The organism is Providencia rettgeri, assembly GCF_013702265.1.
GTDB lineage: Bacteria > Pseudomonadota > Gammaproteobacteria > Enterobacterales > Enterobacteriaceae > Providencia > Providencia zhijiangensis.
Genome location: NZ_CP059348.1, coordinates 18,089 through 42,115, shown reverse-complemented (window position 1 = coordinate 42,115; position 24,027 = coordinate 18,089). Strand labels below are relative to the sequence as shown.

The 24,027-nt window shown below is 43.6% G+C and carries 19 protein-coding genes; 8 read left to right on the top strand and 11 right to left on the bottom strand.

Annotation, left to right across the window (positions count from 1 at the left end):
• Positions 1-64: 64 nt before the first annotated feature.
• Positions 65-889, top strand: coding sequence for a hypothetical protein (locus H0913_RS00155; protein WP_181477763.1), 825 nt, complete (start codon positions 65-67; stop codon positions 887-889).
• Between the two features lie 413 nt (positions 890-1,302).
• Positions 1,303-2,598 (top strand): SLC13 family permease, encoded by a 1,296-nt coding sequence (locus H0913_RS00150; RefSeq protein ID WP_154603233.1) that lies wholly within the window; start codon positions 1,303-1,305, stop codon positions 2,596-2,598.
• A 57-nt stretch (positions 2,599-2,655) separates the two neighbouring features.
• Here the strand turns inward: H0913_RS00150 and H0913_RS00145 are convergent, their stop codons facing one another.
• The 5 genes from H0913_RS00145 to ulaR form a co-directional block, all read right to left on the bottom strand.
• The gene (locus tag H0913_RS00145) at positions 2,656-3,378 is read right to left on the bottom strand and encodes a hypothetical protein (protein WP_181477762.1); all 723 of its coding nucleotides are present in this window, start codon (positions 3,376-3,378) and stop codon (positions 2,656-2,658) included.
• Positions 3,363-3,887 (bottom strand): RNA polymerase sigma factor, encoded by a 525-nt coding sequence (locus tag H0913_RS00140; RefSeq protein ID WP_181477761.1) that lies wholly within the window; start codon positions 3,885-3,887, stop codon positions 3,363-3,365. The genes H0913_RS00145 and H0913_RS00140 overlap by 16 nt, the downstream gene beginning before the upstream one ends.
• Positions 3,888-3,902: 15 nt before the next feature.
• The gene (locus H0913_RS00135; RefSeq protein WP_154603231.1) at positions 3,903-4,589 is read right to left on the bottom strand and encodes a hypothetical protein; all 687 of its coding nucleotides are present in this window, start codon (positions 4,587-4,589) and stop codon (positions 3,903-3,905) included.
• A 161-nt stretch (positions 4,590-4,750) separates the two neighbouring features.
• Positions 4,751-5,818, bottom strand: a complete 1,068-nt coding sequence (ulaG, locus tag H0913_RS00130) for an L-ascorbate 6-phosphate lactonase (RefSeq protein ID WP_154603230.1) — start codon at positions 5,816-5,818, stop codon at positions 4,751-4,753.
• 115 nt (positions 5,819-5,933) lie between these two features.
• The gene (gene ulaR, locus H0913_RS00125; protein ID WP_036950625.1) at positions 5,934-6,689 is read right to left on the bottom strand and encodes an HTH-type transcriptional regulator UlaR; all 756 of its coding nucleotides are present in this window, start codon (positions 6,687-6,689) and stop codon (positions 5,934-5,936) included.
• Positions 6,690-7,116: 427 nt separating this feature from the next.
• Here ulaR and H0913_RS00120 point away from each other — a divergent pair, with 427 nt between their 5' ends.
• The 3 genes from H0913_RS00120 to H0913_RS00110 all read left to right on the top strand — a co-directional run bounded on the left by H0913_RS00120 (position 7,117) and on the right by H0913_RS00110 (position 10,118).
• Positions 7,117-8,889 (top strand): PTS ascorbate-specific subunit IIBC, encoded by a 1,773-nt coding sequence (locus H0913_RS00120; protein WP_154603229.1) that lies wholly within the window; start codon positions 7,117-7,119, stop codon positions 8,887-8,889.
• Positions 8,890-8,955: 66 nt separating this feature from the next.
• The gene (locus H0913_RS00115) at positions 8,956-9,423 is read left to right on the top strand and encodes a PTS sugar transporter subunit IIA (protein WP_154603228.1); all 468 of its coding nucleotides are present in this window, start codon (positions 8,956-8,958) and stop codon (positions 9,421-9,423) included.
• A gap of 50 nt (positions 9,424-9,473) precedes the next feature.
• Positions 9,474-10,118, top strand: coding sequence for a 3-keto-L-gulonate-6-phosphate decarboxylase UlaD (locus H0913_RS00110; RefSeq protein WP_154603227.1), 645 nt, complete (start codon positions 9,474-9,476; stop codon positions 10,116-10,118).
• A 53-nt stretch (positions 10,119-10,171) separates the two neighbouring features.
• Here H0913_RS00110 and H0913_RS00105 read toward each other — a convergent pair whose 3' ends face one another.
• Positions 10,172-11,464: an MFS transporter gene (locus H0913_RS00105; RefSeq protein WP_154603226.1), complete on the bottom strand. Its 1,293-nt coding sequence runs from the start codon at positions 11,462-11,464 to the stop codon at positions 10,172-10,174.
• A gap of 559 nt (positions 11,465-12,023) precedes the next feature.
• On the opposite strand from H0913_RS00105, the gene H0913_RS00100 reads away from it, so the two are divergent.
• Positions 12,024-13,100, top strand: coding sequence for a nitrilase-related carbon-nitrogen hydrolase (locus H0913_RS00100; RefSeq protein WP_036950634.1), 1,077 nt, complete (start codon positions 12,024-12,026; stop codon positions 13,098-13,100).
• A 75-nt stretch (positions 13,101-13,175) separates the two neighbouring features.
• Here the strand turns inward: H0913_RS00100 and H0913_RS00095 are convergent, their stop codons facing one another.
• A complete protein-coding gene (locus H0913_RS00095) occupies positions 13,176-14,045 on the bottom strand; it encodes a hypothetical protein (protein ID WP_181477760.1) in 870 nt (289 codons plus the stop codon).
• Between the two features lie 69 nt (positions 14,046-14,114).
• Complete coding sequence (locus tag H0913_RS00090; RefSeq protein ID WP_154603219.1) at positions 14,115-14,654, bottom strand: TetR/AcrR family transcriptional regulator; 540 nt, start codon at positions 14,652-14,654, stop codon at positions 14,115-14,117.
• A 93-nt stretch (positions 14,655-14,747) separates the two neighbouring features.
• Here H0913_RS00090 and H0913_RS00085 point away from each other — a divergent pair, with 93 nt between their 5' ends.
• Positions 14,748-16,247 carry an MFS transporter gene (locus H0913_RS00085; protein ID WP_181477759.1) on the top strand — a complete coding sequence of 500 codons (1,500 nt, stop codon included), beginning with the start codon at positions 14,748-14,750 and terminating at the stop codon, positions 16,245-16,247.
• A gap of 30 nt (positions 16,248-16,277) precedes the next feature.
• Here H0913_RS00085 and H0913_RS00080 read toward each other — a convergent pair whose 3' ends face one another.
• Positions 16,278-17,708, bottom strand: coding sequence for an MFS transporter (locus tag H0913_RS00080; RefSeq protein WP_181477758.1), 1,431 nt, complete (start codon positions 17,706-17,708; stop codon positions 16,278-16,280).
• A 74-nt stretch (positions 17,709-17,782) separates the two neighbouring features.
• On the opposite strand from H0913_RS00080, the gene H0913_RS00075 reads away from it, so the two are divergent.
• The gene (locus H0913_RS00075) at positions 17,783-18,454 is read left to right on the top strand and encodes a helix-turn-helix transcriptional regulator (RefSeq protein WP_154603214.1); all 672 of its coding nucleotides are present in this window, start codon (positions 17,783-17,785) and stop codon (positions 18,452-18,454) included.
• Here the strand turns inward: H0913_RS00075 and H0913_RS00070 are convergent.
• Positions 18,446-19,024, bottom strand: coding sequence for a rhomboid family intramembrane serine protease (locus tag H0913_RS00070; RefSeq protein WP_181477757.1), 579 nt, complete (start codon positions 19,022-19,024; stop codon positions 18,446-18,448). The two genes, H0913_RS00075 and H0913_RS00070, sit on opposite strands and share 9 nt — an antisense overlap.
• Positions 19,024-23,961: a DNA repair ATPase gene (locus tag H0913_RS00065; protein ID WP_181477756.1), complete on the bottom strand. Its 4,938-nt coding sequence runs from the start codon at positions 23,959-23,961 to the stop codon at positions 19,024-19,026. The genes H0913_RS00070 and H0913_RS00065 overlap by 1 nt, the downstream gene beginning before the upstream one ends.
• Positions 23,962-24,027 lie beyond the last annotated feature (66 nt).

The window sequence follows — 24,027 nt, the reverse complement described above, 5'->3', positions numbered from 1 at the left end:
TGCTAACCCAGTTATTAGTAGAAGCTATAATTAAATAATTATTTTTAAGGTAAGAGAGTAGTGAATGACATTATTAGTTGCTTGGGCTGGCATTGATACACATGGTCCATCTTCAGTTTACATTGCAAGTGATAGCCGAATTTCTTGGAAGGCTGGAGCTAGTTTCGATTTCGGAAGAAAAGTTTTTGCTTTTCAGAAATGGCCAGATATTCTAGGCTATTGTGGAGATGTTTTGTTTCCATCAATCGTTTTGAACCAAATTGTTAATTTGGCAGATGCTGGATTACTTTTTGAAAAAACTTTTACTTGTAAGCAAAAGTTTCAAGCTATAGCTGACAAATTAAATGATCTTTTCCGCGAGTATCCACAATTCCATTCAGGGATAGCAGAGAGTTCTCTTAGTATAATACATTGTTCTCGTGATCAAGTTGATCACAAAAAATTCTTCTGCCATAGTTATAGATGGTCAAAAAAGAAGGGATGGTACGGTACGGAGGTTGAGTTTCCCTCTAAATCTGAAGTTCTATTTGTTCTAGGCACGGGAGCAAAACACTTTGAGGAAAACTTAAAACGTTATAGTGAAGGTACTAATTCGGGTACAAGCCGTGCTGTTTTTCATTGCTTTTGTGATACACTAGGTCATACAACAGAATTGTCTGTGGGCGGTGCTCCACAACTTGTAGGAATCATTCGTAAACCTGATTCAGTTGCGCAAACTTTCGGTGTCATACATAAAAATCGACGATACTTCCTAGGTGCACACATCGACAATCTACGACATTTAGATAGTATTTCTTGGAGAAATAATAACTTTGAAATATGTGACGGTCACACGAAGTTAAAAGCTCCAAATGCACAACCACAACCTGACCCTTTACGAAGGTTGTGAATGAGCAACTCCCTGGACCCTATATGGGGGCGAGGTGCTGTCGGAGGTGAGCATATTTATGCTCACCTCCTACTCAGGGTAGAACTTCCCCAAGCTATAACAAAAAATTTACTTAAGTTTAATAAGCTATAAATTATTTACCTTAAATAATGATTATCTAAGGTAGGTTGAATTAGTATGAAACTTTATTACTCTCATACACCAGCCGGTGTCCTGTAAAAGTACACCGGCTTTTTATTGTCCCACGATCCTTTACTCGCCATTAAAATTCCCCCGCTGAACTATAACAATCCGATGTTAATTAGGTGATTGGGTATGCATCTATTTGCTCTCAATTTCACGTATACTTAATTTTCTTGATGCAGTATTGAGCAATAATAAACAACAATAAAAATCAGCAGAAGGTTACGTGGATGGCAGAGATTGAATGGTTAAGTGCGGTTGTCATCGCAATCACAATAGGGTTTTGGGCGACAGGAAAACTACCAGAATATTTAGTAGCACTACTGTTTTTAGCAGCAGCGGCATGTTTACATTTAGCGCCAACCAATGTGATTTTCTCGGGGTTCACCTCAGAAGCATTTTGGCTCGTTTTAAGCGGCTTTATTCTTGGGTTTGCCATCAATAAAGTGGGGCTGGCGGAACGTATTGCGCAGCATATCTCAGGACGTTTTACCAAATCTTGGCTCTCATTGATCATTGGCGTGGTGATCCTCGCGTATGGGTTGGCATTTATTATGCCGTCGAATATGGGACGAATTGCGTTACTGATGCCGATTGTAATGGCAATCGCGGATAAAGTCGGGCTAGAAAGTGGCAGCCGAGGGCGCATCGGGTTAGCGTTGGCGGTCGGTTTTGGTACCTTCCAACTTTCTGCAACCGTGCTGCCTGCAAACGTTCCCAACCTTGTTATGGCGGGGGCGATAGAAACCACTTATCACCTTAAACTTTCCTATTTAAATTACCTGTTCTTGCACATGCCAATCTTGGGACTGATTAAAGGTGCGCTGGTGGTGTTGTGTATCTATTTCCTGTTTCCCGCCAAATTGCAGCAGGTGGTTGAGCAAAAAACCTTACCACCTATGAGCCGCGATGAGAAAAAGCTCGGTGTTGTGTTGGCAGTCACCTTGCTTTTCTGGATAACGGATACCACACACGGTATTTCACCGGCATGGGTGGGGTTAGTCGCGGCATGTTTCTGCTTGCTACCTAAAGTCGGTTTTGTCACTAATGACGAGTTTGTTAAAGCTGTGAATATCCGCACTTGTATTTATGTCGCAGGGATTTTGAGCCTAGCAACATTGGTGAGTTATTCCAATGTTGGGATGGTGGTTGGTACTTACTTACAAAAGATGCTGCCACTTGACCCAAATAGCCCATTTATGGATTTTGGTAGCTTAGTGGGACTGACCAGCGGCTTAAACTTTGTGGTGACGGCAAACGGTGTTCCTGCGCTATATACCCCGTTAGCGGAATCGCTCTCTAATGCCACGGGCTTACCGCTGATTGCGGTTCTCATGGTACAAGTTATCGGTTATTCGACACCTTTATTACCTTATCAAGCGTCTCCGATTGTTGTTGCGATGGGAATGGGGAAAGTGCCGTTAATGGATGGGGTAAGGTTATGTCTAATCTTGTTTATTTTGACCTTTTTCCTCTTGGTGCCGCTGGATTATTTCTGGTTTAAATTGCTGGGTGTGATCCCTTAATGGAGTAAGGTCAGCATCGTAAAAAATGCTGACTTTTTTCAATGAAGTGTGGCGGTATTAAGTGGAACTGAGTAACTCAATACAGGCCCCTTTAAATAAGACAGTGCTATTTGGCTCACTATTTTCGGTGATCAACAGCTCACTACTGTTTTTGATCATTTTCCACTCGGTAGGGGTGAGTAAGCGAGTGGATTGCAATTCATTAAAACGCCCCAGCAATGAAATTTCCCCAGTTACCTTGTCCTTAGCCCAAATCATTGCATTTCCCAGATTACCTTCTGGTAATGGATATTGGCTGTTCCATTCCAATTGAAGGCGAGATTTTCCGGGTTTATCCCCTTTGTATGCCATTAGTACAAAATGGTCATTTCTCTCTTGAGATGACATGGTCGCGATATAGCTCGGCGTAGCAACTTGAGGGGTTGGTTGCAGTAACATCACGCTGGAAAAAACGAACAAAAAGAGAGAACACCTCCATGGGATGAGTGACCATTTGTATTGCCAAACACGGTGATAAAACGGTATTTTTTCTTTTTTACTGATCACCGATTCAATATCTTTCCATACCCATGATGGTGGCTTATCAACTGCCATTGGTTCTAGCCTATAAAGATATGCATGCCACTGAGCGACTAATTCAGCCCAAGAGGTATCGCTAGCCATCAAGGATTCTAAGCGCTTTCTGGCGTTGGTTGATAATGTGCCGAGCACATACTGGCTCACCAAATGTTCGCGTATGGCTGGGTTGCTATAACGAAGCGGTGTTAGGCGCTTATGCATTGTTTTAGCTCCTTTAAGCCTCGTCGTATCCATGATTTGATAGTGCCTAGAGGGTGAGCAAGGCGCTTCACGATTTCTTCATGAGAATAACCATGAATATAAGCAAGCTTTATGGCTTGCTGTTTTTCAGTGGTGAGCGCGAGAAAACAGCGGTCGAGCTTCTGTGAATCCTCAGAAACAGGGTCATCAATAGCAATCTCTGGGGAGAGCTCGATATCTTCAAACTTCGGCATGCGCCTCTGTTTTCTGACATGATCTATCGCTAAATTACGCATTAACTGGCAGCACCATGCCCAAGGCGATATTACATAATGGCTCGATGCTGAGAACCAGATCTTGAGATATCCCTCATGCAGGAGATCCGCCGCGATATCTCTGTCAGCAACGATATTGACCAGCAGCCCATATAACTTACGATTTGTTAGGCCATAAAAGCGCTCAAAAGCGTGCTGATCTCCCATTTTTATCTGCGAAAATAACGTTTCTAGCTCATTGTTTTCTGCGCTCACGTTCACCTCATAACGTTATGGCAAAATAACCAAATTCCAAGCATTTGCCACTTTATCGCCTGTGATATCACCTGGTTTCTGATCGTTTATCCATGTATACAATGGCTTGCCTTGGTAAGCCCACTGATAGGAACCATCTTGGCGAGTGATAACGCTAAATGGAGCACTGGCTACATCACCTTGTTGTGCCGCTAATGGTGGCCACTTAATTGCGCAATCACCATTACATGATGATAGTCCATCACTGTCTTTAGTGAAGGTGTAGAGCGACATCTTCGCTTTATTGGTTAAAATTTTACCGTTATCGGTGCTATATACATTAACGGGGACACTGTCTGCTCGAGCAATTGACCAAATATTTTTAACCCCTGCACCTGTGACATCACCGGGCTTTTGATCTTTGCTCCACAAATAGAGAGGCTGGTGGTTCATTGTCCACTGCATTTTTCCATCTTTACGTTGGATTTTATTTAAACCGGGTAGGGATGATGTTTCATCGTTCACTAATAATGGTGGCCAGAGTTTGGCGCAATCATCATAGCAAACGGATTGGTCGGGTTTATCATTGTCAAAGTAATAGAGCGTCATACCTTGGTTATTGGTATAAACCTGACCCAACGCGGTTTGTTGGGTTGAAATATCGGAGGCTGCTGCCGAAAAGGCAAACAGGCTTAACAGCGTGGCTGCGATGCGAATGTTCATTATTATTTCCTTGTTGTATGGGTATCAATAAGAGAGACGACAAGGAAATGAATTTGGATGCAGGGAATTGAAAATAATTTTCAGGGCGTTTTTTGATTAAAAAAGACCTGATAATGTTGATTATCAGGTCTAAAAAGCGCAATAAAACGATGTGAACAATCTTACAAAAAGGCTTTGTACGGCAATTCAGGTTCGTTTTTAAAGATATCTTGGAAGCCTCTGAAATGCTGATAATGCATGCGCCCTTTATCGGTTGGGTAGGTATATTTCCCGCCAACTTGCCAGAAGAATGGGGAAAATTTATATTGCAGACGCTCTTTTTTCATATTCCATAGCACTTCAATTTCACGAGGGTCATTTTGGAAGTTAGCCCAAATATCGTGGTGGAATGGAATAACCGTCGTGCAATCTAGTGATTCTGCGGCACGCAAAATATCGGAAGAGGTCATTTTGTCGGTGACACCGCGCGGGTTTTCGCCGTAAGAAAGCAGGGCAACATCGATATTGTAGCGGTTGCCGTGCGCCGCATAGTAGTTGGAATAGTGAGAATCCCCAGAGTGATACAGCGAGCCACCAGTGGTTTCAATCAAATAGTTTACTGCACGCTCATCCATACCGTCCAAAATGGCTTTGTCATAGGAAGAAACGCCTTTTGGTAAGGTCACTAGCGCTGTACGGTCGAACGAGTCTAAAACACGGATTTTCATATCGCCGACTTCAATCACATCGCCCACTTTGGCCACAATGCAGCGATCTTCCGGTACACCCCAACCTGTCCATAGGTTGACGCAGGCTTGTGGACCAATAAATTTAACGTGGTCTCCGCAGTTTTGTAGTACTGCTGCCGCAACGTTGACATCAATATGGTCAGCGTGGTCATGGGATGCCAAAATGGCATCGACATCTTTAATCGCAAATGGGTCGAGCGGAAAAATTGAGGTACGTAAGTTGGGTTGCAGGGCTTCAACACCACCCATACGCATCATTTGATGCTGCTGATTCATCAGTGGGTTTTTCTGGGTTTTTTTGCCAGTTCCACACCAAAAATCGATGGAAATGTTGGTGTTACCTTCGCTTTTCAACCAAATACCTGTACAGCCCAGCCACCACATAGAAAATGTGTTGGGTTCTACGACGGTTTTTTCGATCTCTTCATTGAGCCAGGTTCCCCACTCAGGGAATGTGCTTAAAATCCAAGATTCACGGGTAATTTCATTTACTTTACTCATAGCAACACCTTTCCTATCCAGAATTTCAAATGTAAGGGATTAGCGCCTTATTCATGAAAATAAGGCGAAATACAGAATAAATTTGTTAATTCGTTGAATTAGATAGTTAATCTAATTATACAAGGATGACTTGCGTGCCTTGGGCTTCGATGGCTTTGATAATTTTCGGGTCGGCGTTCTTACCAGTGATGAGATAGTCAATTTTTTCGGCAGGGCAAAATAACATGCCTGTTCGACTTCCAACTTTTGAGCTATCCACAACAACAACCAATTTATCAATACGATCGAGCATCTGTTGCTCCGCGACCGCAGTCAGCATATCTGTTTTGTACAGCCCTGTTTCGGTTAAACCTTTCCCTGAAGTAAACATCCAGTTTCCGGCATATCCCATCAATGTGCTTAATGCTGGATTGAGGAAAATACCTTGTGTTCGGTTATATTGCCCGCCAATCAGAACCACATCTTCATGTTCTTCTTCAATCAAATAGCTGGCGAGAGGGAAATAGTTCGTCACTATCTGGACGCCTTTTCCACACAGTTGCTGTCCTAGCAAAAATGCGGTGGATCCACAGTTGATAACGGCGCTATCTCCCGGTTGGCAAAGTTCTGCCGCTTTCATGGCGATTTGTGATTTTTCCTCATAATGGTCGGTGCTGTTGATATTCAGCGGTGACCATCTGAGTCTTTTTTCTTCAATGCGCTCTGCACCATTACGTATTTTTTTGAGTTTGCCTTGCTCGTCCAGCTTGGCGATATCTCGGCGAGCAGTTGCAGGCGAGATATCAAAATGTTTTGTGATAAAAGATACGTTAATGATTTGATTTTCTTTCAATAAAGACAAAATTTCATGATGTCTTTGTGTCTCATTCATGTGTAGCGCCTTATTTCTGTATAATCATTTTTCGTCTTTAGTGATGATTATTATAATCACAGTATCATGACAACTTTTGATTTAAAATGATTGAATTTGATTCTATATGATCATGGTGAAAATTGTCAACTCACTAAATTCAAAAATTACCCATGCCAAATTAATTCTTTAACTATATGTAAATATTGATTTTTACTATATTTGTTGTGATCGACTCAACAAATGTAGGGTTTTTTACTGGTCAAAAAGTGTCACTTCAAATAATCATAAATGAGCAAATTGTGATTACTTATGATTACAAAATGTGTTTGAGTGATTAAATTGATGAACTGTTTGATTATAGCGTGAGAATGCTTGTCTGTGATCAGGGTAATGTAATTTTAAATAAGATAATAATTCACACTAAATTTGATTTAGGGGTAAAAATATGGATTTTCTGTATGACTCATTCTATATTTTTTACAGCCAAGTGATGACCAAAGCCCCGTTATTACTGGGATTAGTGACATTGATTGGCTACTGGCTTCTAAAGAGAGATGGCACAACCATCCTGAAGGGAACCATAAAAACGATTGTCGGCTTTATGTTAGTGCAAGTGGGAGCCGATACATTAGTCTCCAGCTTCAAACCTGTCATTGCAAAAATGTCAGAGTATCATCACCTTACCGGTTCAGTTATCGACCCATACACCTCAATGATGGCCACCATGGAAACCATGGGGGATAACTATTCATGGGTTGGATATACGGTTCTGATTGCATTGGCGATTAATATTCTTTTGGTACTTTTCCGCCGTATTACGGGGATCCGCACCATAATGCTGACGGGGCATATCATGTTCCAGCAAGCGGGATTGATCGCCGTATTCTATTTTGTGCTGGGCACCAGCATGTGGGAAACCATTATCTACTCAGCCGTTCTCATGGCGCTGTATTGGGGCATTTCATCCAATATTATGTTTAAGCCAACGGAATCTGTTACAGGTGGAGCAGGGTTTTCAATCGGTCACCAGCAGCAAGTCGCATCATGGGTTGCCACTAAAATTGCCCATAAACTCGGTGATAAAAACGATAGCGTTGATAATCTTAAACTACCGAAATGGCTGCATATTTTCCATGATAGCATCGCTGCCACCGCGATTGTGATGACCGTTTTCTTCGGCATTATTCTTCTTTCCTTTGGGTTAACTAACTTACAAGAAATGGCAGGGAAAACCCATTGGACTATCTATATTCTCGAAACGGGTTTGAAATTCGCGGTTGCCATTCAGATTATTGTTACTGGCGTGCGGATGTTTGTTGCTGAGCTTTCTGAAGCGTTTAAAGGGATTTCCGAGCGCGTTATTCCTAACGCGGTACTCGCCATTGACTGTGCCGCAATTTACGCTTTCTCTCCTAATGCCATGGTATTCGGCTTTATGTGGGGGGCGTTGGGACAGTTTACTGCGGTATTGATTATGTTGGGATTAAGTTCCCCGATCATGATTATTCCCGGTTTTATCCCGATGTTCTTCTCCAATGCGACAATTGGGGTATTTGCCAACCATTTCGGTGGCTGGAAAGCGGTCATGAAAATCTGTTTCGTGATGGGAATTATTGAAGTTGTTGGGTCTGCATGGGCAATTTCATTATTTAGCCAGCAAGGAACGGATTTTAGCGGTTGGATGGGCATGGCCGACTGGGCGTTAGTTTTCCCACCAGTGATGCAGGGGCTTTCCTTCTCCAAATATTTCTTCTTTGTCTTGATTGGACTGTCGTTTGTTTACATGTACTTTGCGTCGAAAAGATTGCGTGCGGAAGAAGATGCACAAGCCGCTGCGGCAGCAGAGCCACAAGTGGAGCTGAGTGTTGAAAATACGTCAGTTGAAGCGACAGAACAGCCTATTTCAACGGGAGCTAGACCCGTCAGTATTCTCGCGGTATGTGGTAATGGGCAAGGTTCATCGATGATGATGAAAATGAAAATTGCTAAGTACCTTGAAGGTAAAGGCATTCCTCATGTGATGGATTCCTGCGCCGTCTCTGATTACAAATCAAAATTGGCGAATACAGACATTATTGTCTCTTCCAAGCATCTCTCTTCTGAAATGGATGCGGGGGAAGGTAAATTCGTACTGGGTGTGCAGAATATGTTAAATCCTAATTCATTTGGCGATGAATTACTGGCGATTATTCATAATAACTTTAGTGAATCGAAATAAATCCAATAACTAAATTTGTCATGGGGATTCAGTGATGTATGCCCATGACGATAGGAGAGCAATGCCATGGGTTTCAAACAATCTCTAATGGATAACAATTCCATTAAATTACATGCCTCAGCGGATAATTGGCAGGATGCAATTAAGATTGGCACCGATATGCTCATCGCATCTGGGGCGATTTTGCCGGATTACCATGAAGCCATTATTAGCAGCGTCAAAGAGTTAGGCCCTTATATCTGTATTGCACCTAATTTAGCCTTACCTCATGCCCGCCCAGAAAATGGTGTTTTAAAAACCGCATTTGCCTTGGTGACATTAAAAGAACCGATTTTATTTGATGGGGAAAGTGAGCCTGTGGATGTCCTCATTACACTCGCGGGAAGTTCTTCTGATGAACATATGGAAGGCTTAATGGAAGTGACTCAAGTATTGGATGATGAAGAGAGCGAAACGGGGATTGACCTCGATAAAATTCGCCGCTGCACCAGTGCAGATGAGGTCTATCAGGTGATTGATGCGGCATTGGCTTAGGCCATTATTCACCAGATACCCGATTTAATCTAAAACACTAGGATAATCAAATGACTAAACCTTTAATTCAAATTGCATTAGACCAAACCAATCTGAAAGATGCGCTGGCGGTTGCTGACAATGTGGAGTCTTTTGTTGATGTGATTGAAATTGGTACTATTTTGGCTTTTGCGGAAGGCATGAATGCGGTTTCAACCCTACGTAAAAATCATCCATCACACATTATTGTTTGCGATATGAAAACCACGGACGGCGGTGCGATTTTATCGAAAATGGCGTTCGAAGCAGGCGCGGATTGGATCACGGTTTCGGCAGCGGCGCATATTGCCACTATCACGGCATGTAAAAAAGTAGCGGATGAATTTGGTCGTGAAATCCAAATTGAACTGTATGGTAACTGGACATTAGACGATGCGAAGCGCTGGGTAGACTTAGGGATCAAACAGGCGATTTACCACCGTTCTCGTGATGCTGAGCTCGCTGGCGTGGGCTGGGGACCTGAAGATCTCACTAAAATGCGCCAACTTTCTGATTTAGGACTCGAACTGTCGATAACTGGCGGGATTGTGCCAGAAGATATTCACCTTTTCGAAGATATCAAAGCTAAAGCCTTTATTGCTGGGCGTGCATTGGTTGGGGAAAAAGGAAAAGCCACCGCAGAAGCACTGCGTGAACAAATTGCTCGTTTCTGGTAATTGGTATTGATAAAAATCCCCTCGAAATTACCGAGGGGATTTTGTTTTTGGGTTTATAAGCGTTTACTTGGCAGTAGCATTACGGCAATACCGCCTATTACCGTTACCGCAGAGAACGCGGCAAAGTTCCAACTACTGGTGACCCCAAGGCTGGCAATATAGGCACCAAACATAGGGCCTGACATGGCTCCGACACGGGAGATACTCATTGTCCAACCTGTTGCAGAAGCTCGCACACTGGATGGATAGAAATGGGCGACATAGCCGGTCAAAATTAATGGTGCAGAAATACAGCCAATCCCCGCGAGACCAACAAGCAAATAATTCATATAGATATTTTGCTTGAAGACCATCAATCCAATCCCCATAGCACCGAGCATAAAGAAGAATGCAACTGTGCCGCGAGCGCCGCATTTATCGGCGACTTTCCCAAGGAATAACCCGCCTAGCGCAGAAGATAAACTGAACACCACTAAGAACGTTAAGCTGGAGCCAAGATCATAACCTTCTTTACGCATGATGGATGGCAGCCACGTATTTAAGCCGTAAACGATGAAGCCTCCACAGAACAGCGCGACCCAAAAACAGCAAGTTGCTCGCAGGTAATCTTTGGAAAAGATAATCGCGACGACTTCTTTTAGGCTACGAGAAGCCTGCTTTTCTAGCTTCACGGGTTCGTGATAGGTGACTTCAAGTTTCTCCGCCAGTTTTCTCGCTTTTTCGTGTTGCCCTCGGTTATTGAGGTATTCAATTGACTCTGGTAACAGGCGGGACATTGGCCAAATTAATAATAAGGGCAACGACCCAACTATCATCACACCACGCCAACCAAATTGACTAAGAATAGCAATCGCGACTAAGGCGGCACATAAGATACCCAGAGAGTAGCCTGAGTACATAATGGCATAGTTAAACGACCGTTTTTCGGTTGGTGAATATTCAATGGTGAGCGCGGCTGCGACAGGGATCACGCCCCCAAGTCCGATTCCGCCGATAAAACGCATTAATCCAAAAAACCAAGGTGTTGGCGCTAAAGCAGTGGCTAACATGGTGGACGAAAATAGCGTAACGCAGATTAATAGCATGCGTCGTCGACCATATAACTCGCTTAATGTTCCAATAATAAAAGCACCAAAGAACATTCCCACGAGGGTGTAACTGCTCAAGGCGCCTAATTCAATAGGGGTTAAATTCCACTCTTTATATTCAGAGAGTGTCGGTAAAACAGCACCCATCACCCCCACGTCATAACCTTCAAATAAAATGCTTAGCCAGCAAACCAGCATGACTTTGAAGGTCGTGCGCTTTGAGGAGACAGATGTAATTTCAGATGTTTGTATTGTCATAAATCACTCTCTAATCGTTATTCGACCGATATTTTTTTAATGGCAAGTACGTATATTTTTTAAATCTGAAAAGCCGACATTACACTTTACTTTTTTAAGTTAAATCACAATAGAAATGTTAATGAAATGTACAATAAATGCAGGAATAGGATATTTATTGCAGTTTTTGTTTTTGGATTAAATATTAATAAATCTTATATTTACTCACTATTTTTGTTTCTATTTTTAAGAATGAAAATGCTTTCCTATATTAGTTTTAAGCGGAAATTAAAAATAATAACAAAATTGCATGATATTGATATTAAATGATTTTAAAATAAAATAACGCAAGGTTATATTTATAATTAATAAGATAATTGCTAGATTGTTAATATGTTTATAGCCTGATTTTTTATTTTAAATATTAGTCTTAAATATTGAACAGATTAAGAGTGAATATCCAAAAAATGAAATTTAATATTTATTTGACATAAATTTAACATGTGAATAATATTCGATAAGTTTGATTTTTGAACAATACCAAATGCAGGTAAATCGAAAATAGAATCGGAGAATTATTATGATAAAGCCATATGGTGTAGTGGGTTTAGTGCCAACAACGTGGGGAATAAAAACGCGTAGCGATATTATGAAAAATATCGACCATCTTGAAGAGCTATCTCATGGTGCGCTGTGGCTATCTTCATTGGATCTCCCTGTTCGTTTACTCGTTCTTCCTGAAGGGGCTTTACAAGGTTTCAACGATGAAGCCCTAGATTTACCGATTGCTGAATTTTTAAAAGATGGCGCCATTGATATCCCTGGCCCAGAGACTGACAGGCTGGGAGAGTTAGCTAAATCTCAAAATGTGTACATCATGGCGCAAGCGAAAACCCGTGATCCTGATTGGCCGGGAATTATGTTTAACGTTGGGTTTGTTATTGATCCCAAAGGCAACATTATCCTGAAACACCATAAAATGTCCTCTTTGCTGCCGTGTGAGCGTTCGGCATCGCCTCATGATCTGTACGATGAGTGGATAAAAAAATATGGGCGCTCATTACAATCTTTTTGGCCAGTTGTTGATACTGAAATTGGTCGATTAGGGGTAATGATGGCCATGGAAGGCAACTTCCCTGAAAACGGTCGTGGTCTGGCATTAAATGGGGCAGAGGTGGTGTATCGCGCCTCATTACCGACACCATTTACTGAAAATGACCTGTTTGAAATTTCTAACCGCGCCCGTGCGTTGGAAAATAACTTCTATGTTGTGGCACCGAATATTGGCTCAATGTATATGTTCCCGACTACACAAGCACCAATTGACTGTGGCGGTGGTCGCTCACTGATTGTGGACTACAAGGGTAAAATTGTGGGTAAACAAGAGGATACTAACGGTTCAACCTATGTTTATGGGGTGATTGATATTGAAGCGATGCGCCATCACCGCGCAAATGCCTCGGTGAGTAACTGGCTGAAAGATATTCGAACTGAATGCGCTCAGCTCATTTATGAAACACCAATTTACCCGAAAAATACCTACTTACATGAGCCACAAGGCAATCATAAACACTATCGAGAGACTATTTTAAATAAGCAAATCGAGAAAATGATCGAGCGAAATGTGTTTGTGCCGAGTGTGTATGATAAGCAATAACGACCGCGATTAATCAAAAACCAACAGCGTGTATTACGTTGTTGGTTTTTTTTAATTCTAAGCTAACGGGTATCGCTATTTTCTATAACGCTTATAGATTTCAATGGTACCTATAGACAGGGTGCGATTTAGCTGTTTAGGCTGGGCAGCAAAATCAGCATCAATTAAAAACAGATTATTGTGCCTGTCTTTTTTTACGTTACCTTCGGAGCCAGGATCAAAAAGAGTGCGTCCTCTTGATTTAACAAAATCAAAAGCTTCCTTGCCTTTTATCGATTTCCCATCAATAAACTTAGTGACTAAAACAACATTGCCGTTTGCTAACGTAGTCGAGCGAGCAAAATTAATATCTTGATTTATTTCATTTAATACTCTGACGCAGCGATCGTACTCCGCATATTTATTGTATTTAAATATTAAATCGCGATGAGGAATTTTAATCGCAAAGTCACCAATGCGATAGGCGGTTCCATATTCCCCCTTACCAAGATAATTATGTCTGTTGAGGGTGATTGTGCGACATGTAGGGTTATTTTTGACTAAAAAGGTAGGTCGATGATCAGCGCCGAACGCATCATTTTTAAAGATGATATTGAGGCGATGTAATTTTTCTGTGAATTGGTCTATTTCGCTTGGTGCCGTTTTCGCGATTATAGGCTCAATATGTACTTTATTCGGTGCTAAATTCGTATTTTTGAGTGTCTTTAGAGGGATAACTTCAGGTATTGCCAGCTTTACGAAACCCTGATGGAGAGGGATTATTTTGGTATTTTTTGTTTTCTTGGGATGTTTTAGCAATTTATTGAACAATCCGGTATTAAATAATCTGTTTAGTCTCTCTATAAACAGGTTTTTTCCATTTTTAGGTTGCGCTAAAGTGGATTGGTTTTGTTCAATATATGACTGAGATACTTTATCTCTGCACCCATTATTTATTCTATTCATTGAATACTCTCCTTTTTAGATAAAAATATAAAAAAGAGAGTGTTAGAGATATCAAAAATGGATTTTCACCTAAAATTTAAAGGTGTTTTCGATATCACTGAAGATTGACTGCCATTCTGCATCATCAATATCCATCAAACCAAAATGGCGCAAAATAAAAGTACCTTCAGTGGCTAAAAACATTAATCGAGCTCGCTTGCCGCTTTCGGTTGATAAGTCTAAATTAGCAATGCGTTCTCGATACCATTTACGGGTACTTTCTAAATATTCGGGTGTTTGCAGCAAAGAAGCCATTAACGCAGCACCCTTGGCGATACTGGTTTTATCGTGCTCCGCTGTGGCTTTCATATGGGCAACTACATGGCCTTCTGGGGAATTATCTTGAGCAATCATGCGGCTGAAAATCTCATCGTAAGAGTGGCTCCAGCGCTCAAACATAGCATCAATTAAGGCCTCTTTATTACCAAAGCAGTATTGGACTCCCCCTTTCGAAATCCCCATTGATTTGGCGACTGCATCAATCGTTAGCGCGGTAGCACCTTGATTAATGACAATCTCTTCCGCTGCTTCTAGTACTTTTTCGCGATCGATTGTTCGTTGACGTCCCATTTAAAAAAACCTCTTTTCAATACGTACGTATGGAATTATATTATAGCACGATCATCCATAAAGGTGATCAATTAAACAAGTTGAGAAGATTTTATGATAGCAGATTATAAACGTTGGATTATCCTACTCTTAGTATCGAGTGTTTTATTTCTCATCGTCATTGATGTTACCGTGCTATATACCGCACTGCCTAAGCTCACTCATGACCTAGGCGCAACAGCGTCTGAAAAATTATGGATCATGAATGCTTATCCGTTAGTCGTGGCGGGGCTATTGCCTGCAGCGGGAATGTTAAGTGATAAAGTGGGTCATAAGCGAATGTTTGTACTAGGGTTGCCCTTATTCGCATTGGCCTCTTTGTGCGCAGCATTTTCACCGAGCGCATTGAGCTTAATTTTATCTCGCGGATTTTTAGCGGTGGGTGCCGCGATTAGTATGCCGGCGACATTAGCCATTGTTCGCCAAGTCTTTTTAGACCCGAAAGAACGAGCGCTGGCGATTGGTATTTGGTCTGCGGTGGCATCGGGCGGTGCTGCAATTGGGCCATTAGTCGGCGGCGTGTTACTCAATCATTTTTGGTGGGGTTCTGTCTTTTTAATCAACGTGCCGGTGGTGCTGTTGGTGATCCCATTTGCACTTTCTTTAATACCAAAAAGTACGAGAAATTCGCAGCAACCAATTGATTATTTAGGTTCTTTATTTATTCTGGTGGGATTGATTGGTTCAATTTACGCCTTGAAAGAGCTTGGAAAAGCCAATATTGATTGGTTCACGTTACTCATTGCTGGTGCGATCGGCATTGTCTTTTTGGTTATTTTTAGCCGTCGACAATTAGCATCAGAATCGCCAATGATTGATTTCAAATTACTTGGCGACTCACGGTTTTTTGCGGGCATTATGATGGCGATTTTATCCATCGTGATTATCGTCGGTGTCGAACTTCTGCTAAGTCAGCGCTTGCAGTTGGTATTAGGTTATACCCCATTCGAGGCGGCGTTATACATTATTCCGATCCCGATTGCGTCCGTGTTAGCGGCTCCATTAGCGGGCATGTATTTGCATAAAGTCGGCGCTAAGCTGATGATGATTTTAGGGTTTGCTTGCACATTAGTGGGGGTTATTGGGGTTGCGTGGGTATTCAAAACCTCAACTGGCTTGGTATTACTGTCATTTCTATTCTGTATTGGGTTCGGGTTAGGTGCCATTTTTACCACAGCATCAACCACCATCATGTTAAACGCGCCAGATGAAAAAGCAGGAATGGCAGCCTCGATTGAAGAAGTGGCTTACGAGCTAGGTAGCGTGCTCGGCGTAACATTTATGGGTGGCTTGATGAGTGCGGTTTATACTGCCAAGCTGGTATTACCGGCAGGTTTAATGGTAGCAGACAAAGCCTATGATAGCCTTGATGAAGCGTTAATTGTGGCGGAAGGGTTACCGCAAGATAGTGCAAATCTTTTAGTAAATCAGGCGAGTATGGCATTTGATAGCGCATTTATGTCTGTCATGATGGCGACGATAATCGTGCTGGTGGTGAGTATTGTTGTGTTACCTTTTTTCTTTCGCAGTAAAAATGTCAATACCGCTTACTAAATAAAAAGGGAGCCAGTGGCTCCTTTTTTATTACTTAACTTTGCGAATTAAAACTGCTGCCAAGAATGGGCTAATAGCAAACAAGGTAAATAGCCAGACAGAGGCTTGTTGAGCACCAACTAACCCGCCAGGATTAATCAACCCGCTATTGTTCACCACCACGCCCACTAATGCCGCAGATAAGGCGGTTGCATACAATTGGATCGTAATCACTGAAGAGGATGCTAAGTTTTCCTCTCCTTTAGGCGCCGCATTAAAGACCCGCAGAACTAAATGAGGCCAGCAAACGCCAATCCCCAATCCAACCCCCATCATGGCGATTAAATAGAGAATAAATAAAGAAATGGAGGTGACTAAGGCAAGGTTAGGGGTCAGTATCGCGAGAATAACCAATGATACCAATATGATAACAGGGCCTATCTTGAGAATACGTAAAACGATGGTGCCTGTTTTATTGGCGCTGAGTAAAGCACCCACCGTCCACCCAGCTGCCATCACGGCGGTTAAATAACCCGCCATCAACGGTGAAAACTGGTGAATGGTTTGCAGGAAGTAAGGGACATAAATTTCGGTGGTCATTCCCCCCACTAGCAGACACATTGTCAGGAAAATAACCCCAAGTTGAGTTTTCAGGGAGTAAGCCCCTGTAGGGAGTAAACGCTTCCCGTTCTTGCCATCAATAAACGCAATGGTGATGAGCAAGGCAATACCAATGAGTAACCCGACAAGATTACTGAGCAAGCTTTCTGATAAGCTACCGATTGAGATAGCAAGTACGGAGATAACCAGCAGTGAAATCGCCAGAACTGGAATTTTTGTTGTTTGGGCTTGCTGAGATTTTTTCCCTGGCAATTGGTTGATAACAATCATTGCCAGAACAACCGCCACGGGCAATAAAGCCCAAAAAGCCCAGCGCCAATGACCCCCTTGAGCAAAAATACCGCCAATAGCAGGACCACACAAAGTGGCGATCCCCCACATACCGGATATCACCCCCATGGCGCGAGACCACAAGTTTGGCGTGAAGACAATGCGGATCAGCGCATAGCTAAGCGCGAATAACATTCCGCCGCCAAGCCCTTGCAAGGCACGTCCACCCAATAAGGTGAGCATGGACGGTGAGGATGCACACCAAATGGCGCCCAAGGAAAATAGTGTGAGGGCGCTAAGATAGGCAAGTTTAGGCCCTAGGCTATCCAGTACTTTCCTGGATAATGCGGAACCAATAATGGACGTTGCCACAAACAGCGTGGTGTTCCACGCATAATATTCAAGACCTCCAATATCATTGACGACGCTTGGTAAAATCGTGGTGACAATATAAATATTGATAGCATGAAGTGCGACGCCACCTGTGAGGGCTATCGTCAATAATGCATTAGTGCCGCTGAGTAAATCGGCCCATTTTCCTTGATGTTCTGTGCCTGTTTCATTGGGTTCGGAGACAGTTTTGTTGCTCATACGCAGACCTGCTGGACGAAAGAGTAAAGAAAAGGGTATTATCCAAGTATTTGCTTGGATAATAAAATCACACTATGAATAAAGCAAGTAAATACTTTGATAATCTAAATCTCACTCAAGCAGTGGATAAGGTGCTGTTTTGCATCAAAACCAAAGGACCCGTTTCCACGGCTGTGATTGCTCATGACCTGGGTTTAACGGGGGAAGCAGCCCGCCAGCATATCCATAAATTAACATCTCTGGGGCTGGTGGAAGGTGTCCAGTGTACCGCTCAATCAGGTGCTGGGCGTCCTCGACAAAACTGGGTATTAACGGAACTGGGACATCAACGTTTTCCCGATACTCATGCCCAGCTGGCTTTGCAGCTCATTGATTCAGTGAAAACCATTTTTGGTGATGCGGGGCTAGAAAAACTGATTGAACAGCGAGAGGCGGAAAGCCGCAGTAAATATTTAGAGCGTTGCCAAGGGTTGCCATTGGAAAAATGTTTAGCTGCACTCGCCGAGGTTCGTAGCGAAGAGGGCTATATGGCGAAGGTTGAGCAGGAAGGCGATAGCTGGTTATTTATCGAAAATCATTGCCCTATCTGCGCGGCGGCAACCGCGTGCCAAAACTTTTGTCGTTCGGAATTGGCGCTATTTCGAGAAGTATTAGGGAGCCAAGTGAATGTTGAGCGGGAACAATACCTGCTTGATGGCGCAGGGCGTTGTGTGTATAGGGTTACAGTGTGTAGCGAGTTACTTTGAACGTGTAGTTGTTGGTGTTGTTCTTAGTTTTTTATTGGCAAACCACGCATAAGCAATTCCGGCGATGGCACCAGCAATATGGGATTCTGTCGATATTTGTTGATGAACAGGCAATAACCCGCTTGCCATCGCGCCAAAATAGAACAGTACCAACAGGGCGATAATGATATCTAATAGTTTGCGGCGGAAAAAACCTTGGGCAATCAATAAACCCCAAAGCCCAAAAATCCAGCCGCTAGCGCCAATGTGCAGTGCATTTCTGCCCACTAGCCAGACAATCAAGCCGCCAACCACAATAATAAAGGCGCTGGCGTAAGCGTACTTTCGAATGGAATCATGTAGCAGTAGGGCGCTTAACACCAGTAATGGCGGCAGATTACTCAGAAGATGCGCCCAATCCCCGTGGAGCAGTGGGGCGAAGATAATCCCCACCAGCCCGTGCAGCGTTCTGGGTTGGATACCGAACCCAACAAGCGCGTAGCCACTTAAACTATTGGCGATTTGGATCGTGATCAGCAAACCCGCAAGGGTAATCAGTAATTTAATTCGCGGGCTTAGCCAAGTTTGCATTATCGATGTCCGAGAGATTGTACGCTTTCAACCAGTTGGGCGAGCTGAGTCACAACGCGATCGCCCACATTGGCATTATCACCACCTAATGCTTTGTTACGCAAGAAGTCTTTCTTGATTTGCTGCCAGCGAGCGGCATCTTTCTCATTCAGCCTTCCGCGTAATTCTGCCAGCTTCAATAAGTTCTCTTCAGCACCGGTCGTTAATAATTGCGCTTCCCCAAGATAATGGTCATCCAGCAATCTCTCCAATTCATCATCATTCATAACGGAAGAGACTTTCTCGCTGAGTTTGTTCATATTTCGGTAACTGCCTTGCAGACGGAATGCCGGCTCAGTTCGGTATTTGTCTGACTGTGCTGCACTGGCAATATACTGCTGGTTTACCTTCAGTACCACATCACGCAGGTTGAGTAATCGGGAAATAACCGCAGTAATTTCATTGACTTCTGCATCAGAGTACGGGTAGCTGAGTGCGTTAGTGGAGACTGATTTGCCCATGGCTTTATCCACTAGCAAGTACAAATCGTTTAAATCGCGCAGCGCCAACGGTGCCAATACTGGGTTTGAGGTTAGGCTATTTTCTATATAGCTCAACGCAAAGGCTTCATCCATCCCACCGAGCACTTCACCCAGGTTATAAATATCCGCACGGTTGGCGAGCATATCAGGGATACGGAACACTTCGCCAGATTCGGTATATGGGTTACCCGCCATTACCACGCAGAATTTTTTACCGCGCATATCGTAGGTTTTGGTTTTGTCTTTCCATACCCCTTCGATGCGACGGGTTCCATCACACAGGGAGATAAATTTCTGTAAAAACTCAGGGTGAGTATGTTGAATATCATCCACATACAGCATCACGTTGTTGCCCATTTCGAGGGCGAGGTTGAGTTTTTCCAGCTCTTGTCTGGCGGTAGCATTCGGGGCTTGCTCTGGGTCGAGGGACAACACATCATGCCCAAGTGCAGGACCATTAATCTTCATAAAGATTAGACCAAGACGGTCAGCCGCGTACTCCATCAGGGTGGTTTTACCGTAACCTGGCGGGGAGATCATCAGTAACAAGCCCATTAAATCGGTACGTTTGTTTTCGCCTAGAGCACCAATTTGCTTCGCCATGTTGTCACCGATAATCGGTAAATAAACATCATTAATCAGCTTGTTACGCACAAATGAACTCAGTGGCTTAGCTTTGAACTCATGGAGTTTTAGGCGGCTGCGCTCTTCACTCACAATGCGTTGACGTAGCGCTTGGTATTGACGGAAGGCCGGAATAAATTGCTTGCGCTGTTCGCGCATTCGACTGAAAAAGTCATCCAAACTTAACGAGAGAGTTTGGTTGTGGATTGTGGGGTGATCCCCCAGTAATCCAGTAACCTTAAAGTATAAATCGGCTTCGCTATAACGTGCCGATGCCATTTTATCTAAGATAATAATGGCGATGGCGCCCGGAATGTACGGGCGTAAGTGTGTAAATTCATCAATAGAACACAGCCCTTGCAGCCAATTTTGCAACAGCGCCCAGCGCTGAGCATAGCGAGTGCCAAGGTTTTGCTGTGAATGATTGAAGTCTAGCCACATATGGGCGTCTTCTAAGCGCGTTTGTAGTGCTGCCACTAAGTCCCGTGCATATTTGCTGTACACCAATTCAATCGGCGTTCTTGCTAATGCAAAACTGAGGTATTCCGCGGCTTGAGCTTGCTCATGAGCTTGGCAATTAATTGGGTTATCTTGCAGGAATAAGCTGATATCGGCTTCGATCTCCGCTTGAAGATCTAAAAGGGCATCATCGTTATTGAATAGCTGGCGGATATTCATCGCGGTTCTGGCACGTTCTGGCCATTGGGCAGGGTATTCGTTGTTTTGAATGTGATGCCAGAAAATCGTCGCGATAGCGCGAGCCGTTGGGTTGAAACGCAGTAAATCCGCGCTTTCACCAATCGGGATCAGCTTTTTCAATATCGCGATAGCGTCGTGGTCGTGGATCCCTTTTTCGTAGCCTTCTTTGTAGCGTGGCGCCGAAAAATCACGCACCAGTTTATCGATTTTCTCAGGAGCAGACAGAGCACTTTTTAAGGTGTCGTAATCCAAGCCATCTTGGCGTTTTGCCGCGGCATAAATGATGGAATACGCAAGGTATTCAGCACGATAAACGGTATCAGATTCGGACTCAAGATTAGCGGTCCAATAAGGCTGTAATTCAGCAAGTTCAGCATTATCAATCGGTTCTTGGAAATCCGTTCCGGTGAGGTACACCCACAGCTGGTTATCTTTTGGCAATATAGTCAGGTCAAGCTCTTGGGTGTTCACACTGAAACGGTGGCGACCCAGCTTAATAATGTTTCCACCATCTTCAAAGATGTCGGTTTTATCTCGCAAAATACGAATGGCTTGGTCGCGAGAGGCTTTGAGTCTGGCGTCGATATCGTCGGCTTTAACGTTATCGTTGATTTCCCGAAGTTTTTCGATGATTTCACGGGTTTTCTGCGCGAGTGGGTCGGTGGCAAAAAACGCATTCAGTTCATCTTGGTTTTGTAAGCGTACAGTGCGGCGTTGAAGGCTTTCTAACAAGCGGTCGGCGGCGGTTAATAAATTCTGCGAACGGCGCTGGCGGTCATCAATCAGAACTTGTTTATGGGACTCAAACGTTTCCAGTAGTTCTTCACGTTTTGCCAGAATATCATCAAGAAATTCATCATGATGACTAAACTGACTTTCTAGCTCTTCTAATTGAACCAGTAATCGGGATAACTGATCATCACAACGTTCCGGGTCAGTCGCGAGGGATAGTGCGTTAGTGATCCCTTGGCTAAATAGGCGGAACTGCGCCCCAAATTGCGCCACGCTCTCAACACTGGTTTGGGATTTGCGTTTTTGCTGTAAACGGGCGCGAGATTGGTTTAATTGGGCATAAATGTGCGAAATGGCATCGATGATATGGGTCTGTAAAGTGACATCATCAAAACTCAAGGAAGCCATTAAGTTAGAGAGCATATCCAAATCCGCTGACATTTTTTCCATGTCATTCATTGGGACATCTAACTGAGCGCTAGTTTGTGCCTTTTCAATTAACTCTTCAAAGGTAGCGAGCTGAGTTTTAAACGGTTGCAGAGCTTTGTCGCTGGCAAGAAACTGCGCAGTACCTTGGGAGACGCGTTGCTGTGCTTCGGTGATTTCATTTTCCATCTCACTGAGTTTTGTGAGATCCATATAGCGAAATTCTCGCAATGAAATCAGGTGCCCTTGTTGGGCGTTTAAGGCGTTTAGCCCATCCACAAATTGTTGAATATCCGTCCATCCCTCCGGCAATGTGAGGGACAGTAAAGAGCGTTGGCGAGTGACCGCCTCATTCATGGATTTGACGGATTGTTGGCGGATGCTTTCGACTTTTTCGTATTCGTCGAGCACCAGCTCACTGGTTTGGGCGATCTCTTTTAAGAGTTTGCCAATGCCTAAGCATTGGTCGTCATTAAACCAATAGAAAATATCCAGCAAGTTTTTCGGTTGCTGGCTGAGTTGTTCATATCGAGAAACGGAAACTTGGTTGCCTTCAATTTCTTTGGCGACATGGAGAATCTCGGAAATCCCACGGACTAAATCGGCATTACCGATACGCCCAAGAAACCCACCCCGTGGAGGTTGCTTATCAGCAAATTCATCAGAATAGAATGGGGTTTGCCACACCTGCATTGGGTGTACGCGGGTGGCTTCATCGCCTTCCCCTTCGAACAGTACCATTTTGCCATCTTCGAGCATGGCATAACCGTGGCCGATTAATGGTACAGCGAGTTTACGTTCAATCAGGTTGTAATTGAAAAGGGCGATACGACCTTGGTTTGGGGAATAAAATACATACAGCACATCCTCCCCGTTAGGCGAACGACGCAGGCGGCGAAAACGCATGCCATCCATTGGTTGCTCGAAGGTTTTATACTCCCCATTTTGCAGGTAGTAACCCCCTGGGAAGATAATGCCGTGATCTTCCGGCAACTGCACGCATGCTTGTCCAATGGCATCAATGCGTTGAACGGTTTGGTTGAGAATGTTGTAAACCAGATAGCGCCAGCTTTCTTCGCGGTATGGCAAGATTTTGAGTAAAATCAGGCTGCCCGTCTGCGCATATTCAATCTGGGCGTCATCGAGGGATTGGTTTTTATCGAGTACCGCTTCGCGGTAGATGCCTAACCCATCTTCGGTATTATTTTCACATTTGATGGTTAGGTCGCCGCCGATGGTTTCCACAAAGACGGTATCGAGTATATTAATGTGAGGATAGCGACCATTAACGGTGTTTTCCCGCGTGGTGCGCACCCATTCGAAATCATTGGTTGGCGGCAGGGCAATATCGCGTTCGCCACGGTTATCTATGTATTCGATGCGGGATTTATCGCTGGAAATTGACCAGCGGAAAACACGCACATCGGTTAACCGATCACCAATTTGAAAGCTGGCTAACAGCTTGCCATCACGCTCGACCAATTGCAGTAATTGCGTGTTTTTGTAATAGGTATACAGCTCAGTAAAATCTTGAACAAAGCGGGTGTCATTGAGGAATGTCTCTTCGTAAGGGACAGAGATTACATCAAAATCACCTTCATTTTCAGTCAGTTGATATAGTGAAAAAACATCTTCAATGTGAGTTTCTTTTTTCAGACCCAGAAAAACGTTATAGCCAAATAGCAGCCAATCACCGACACGGACAATGTCCCTTGCTTGGCAATTATTTTCGGTACGAATACGGATACGCCCGATGATGTCCATCTGGCTTTGACCAAATTCAGTCAACCGGCTGTCGTTGAGTTGAGCTGCTTTTTGGTGAAGTTGCTGCCCTTGTTCGGTTAGGCGCTTGCGTAATATTTCGTACGCGCCACCTTCTGCGACGGCACTGTCGAGAATTTCCTGTTCGCGATTCACATCTTGGGTTTCTGACATGTTTAACGAATTTCCTTGGTCTTAAAAAGAGATACGCTCATAAACGCCAAGTTGCCTGTGTGCTGC

What these genes read in the sequence shown, in the direction of transcription:
- H0913_RS00150 (WP_154603233.1), top strand. Translation starts at nt 1,303, where the DNA reads ATGGCAGAGATTGAATGGTTAAGTGCGGTTGTCATCGCAATCACAATA.
- H0913_RS00115 (WP_154603228.1), top strand. Translation starts at nt 8,956, where the DNA reads ATGGGTTTCAAACAATCTCTAATGGATAACAATTCCATTAAATTACAT.
- H0913_RS00075 (WP_154603214.1), top strand. Translation starts at nt 17,783, where the DNA reads ATGAATAAAGCAAGTAAATACTTTGATAATCTAAATCTCACTCAAGCA.
- H0913_RS00120 (WP_154603229.1), top strand. Translation starts at nt 7,117, where the DNA reads ATGGATTTTCTGTATGACTCATTCTATATTTTTTACAGCCAAGTGATG.
- H0913_RS00145 (WP_181477762.1), bottom strand. Translation starts at nt 3,378, where the DNA reads ATGCATAAGCGCCTAACACCGCTTCGTTATAGCAACCCAGCCATACGC.
- H0913_RS00080 (WP_181477758.1), bottom strand. Translation starts at nt 17,708, where the DNA reads ATGAGCAACAAAACTGTCTCCGAACCCAATGAAACAGGCACAGAACAT.
- H0913_RS00090 (WP_154603219.1), bottom strand. Translation starts at nt 14,654, where the DNA reads ATGGGACGTCAACGAACAATCGATCGCGAAAAAGTACTAGAAGCAGCG.
- H0913_RS00105 (WP_154603226.1), bottom strand. Translation starts at nt 11,464, where the DNA reads ATGACAATACAAACATCTGAAATTACATCTGTCTCCTCAAAGCGCACG.
- H0913_RS00155 (WP_181477763.1), top strand. Translation starts at nt 65, where the DNA reads ATGACATTATTAGTTGCTTGGGCTGGCATTGATACACATGGTCCATCT.
- H0913_RS00100 (WP_036950634.1), top strand. Translation starts at nt 12,024, where the DNA reads ATGATAAAGCCATATGGTGTAGTGGGTTTAGTGCCAACAACGTGGGGA.
- ulaR (WP_036950625.1), bottom strand. Translation starts at nt 6,689, where the DNA reads ATGAATGAGACACAAAGACATCATGAAATTTTGTCTTTATTGAAAGAA.
- H0913_RS00095 (WP_181477760.1), bottom strand. Translation starts at nt 14,045, where the DNA reads ATGAATAGAATAAATAATGGGTGCAGAGATAAAGTATCTCAGTCATAT.
- H0913_RS00065 (WP_181477756.1), bottom strand. Translation starts at nt 23,961, where the DNA reads ATGTCAGAAACCCAAGATGTGAATCGCGAACAGGAAATTCTCGACAGT.
- H0913_RS00135 (WP_154603231.1), bottom strand. Translation starts at nt 4,589, where the DNA reads ATGAACATTCGCATCGCAGCCACGCTGTTAAGCCTGTTTGCCTTTTCG.
- H0913_RS00110 (WP_154603227.1), top strand. Translation starts at nt 9,474, where the DNA reads ATGACTAAACCTTTAATTCAAATTGCATTAGACCAAACCAATCTGAAA.
- ulaG (WP_154603230.1), bottom strand. Translation starts at nt 5,818, where the DNA reads ATGAGTAAAGTAAATGAAATTACCCGTGAATCTTGGATTTTAAGCACA.
- H0913_RS00085 (WP_181477759.1), top strand. Translation starts at nt 14,748, where the DNA reads ATGATAGCAGATTATAAACGTTGGATTATCCTACTCTTAGTATCGAGT.
- H0913_RS00070 (WP_181477757.1), bottom strand. Translation starts at nt 19,024, where the DNA reads ATGCAAACTTGGCTAAGCCCGCGAATTAAATTACTGATTACCCTTGCG.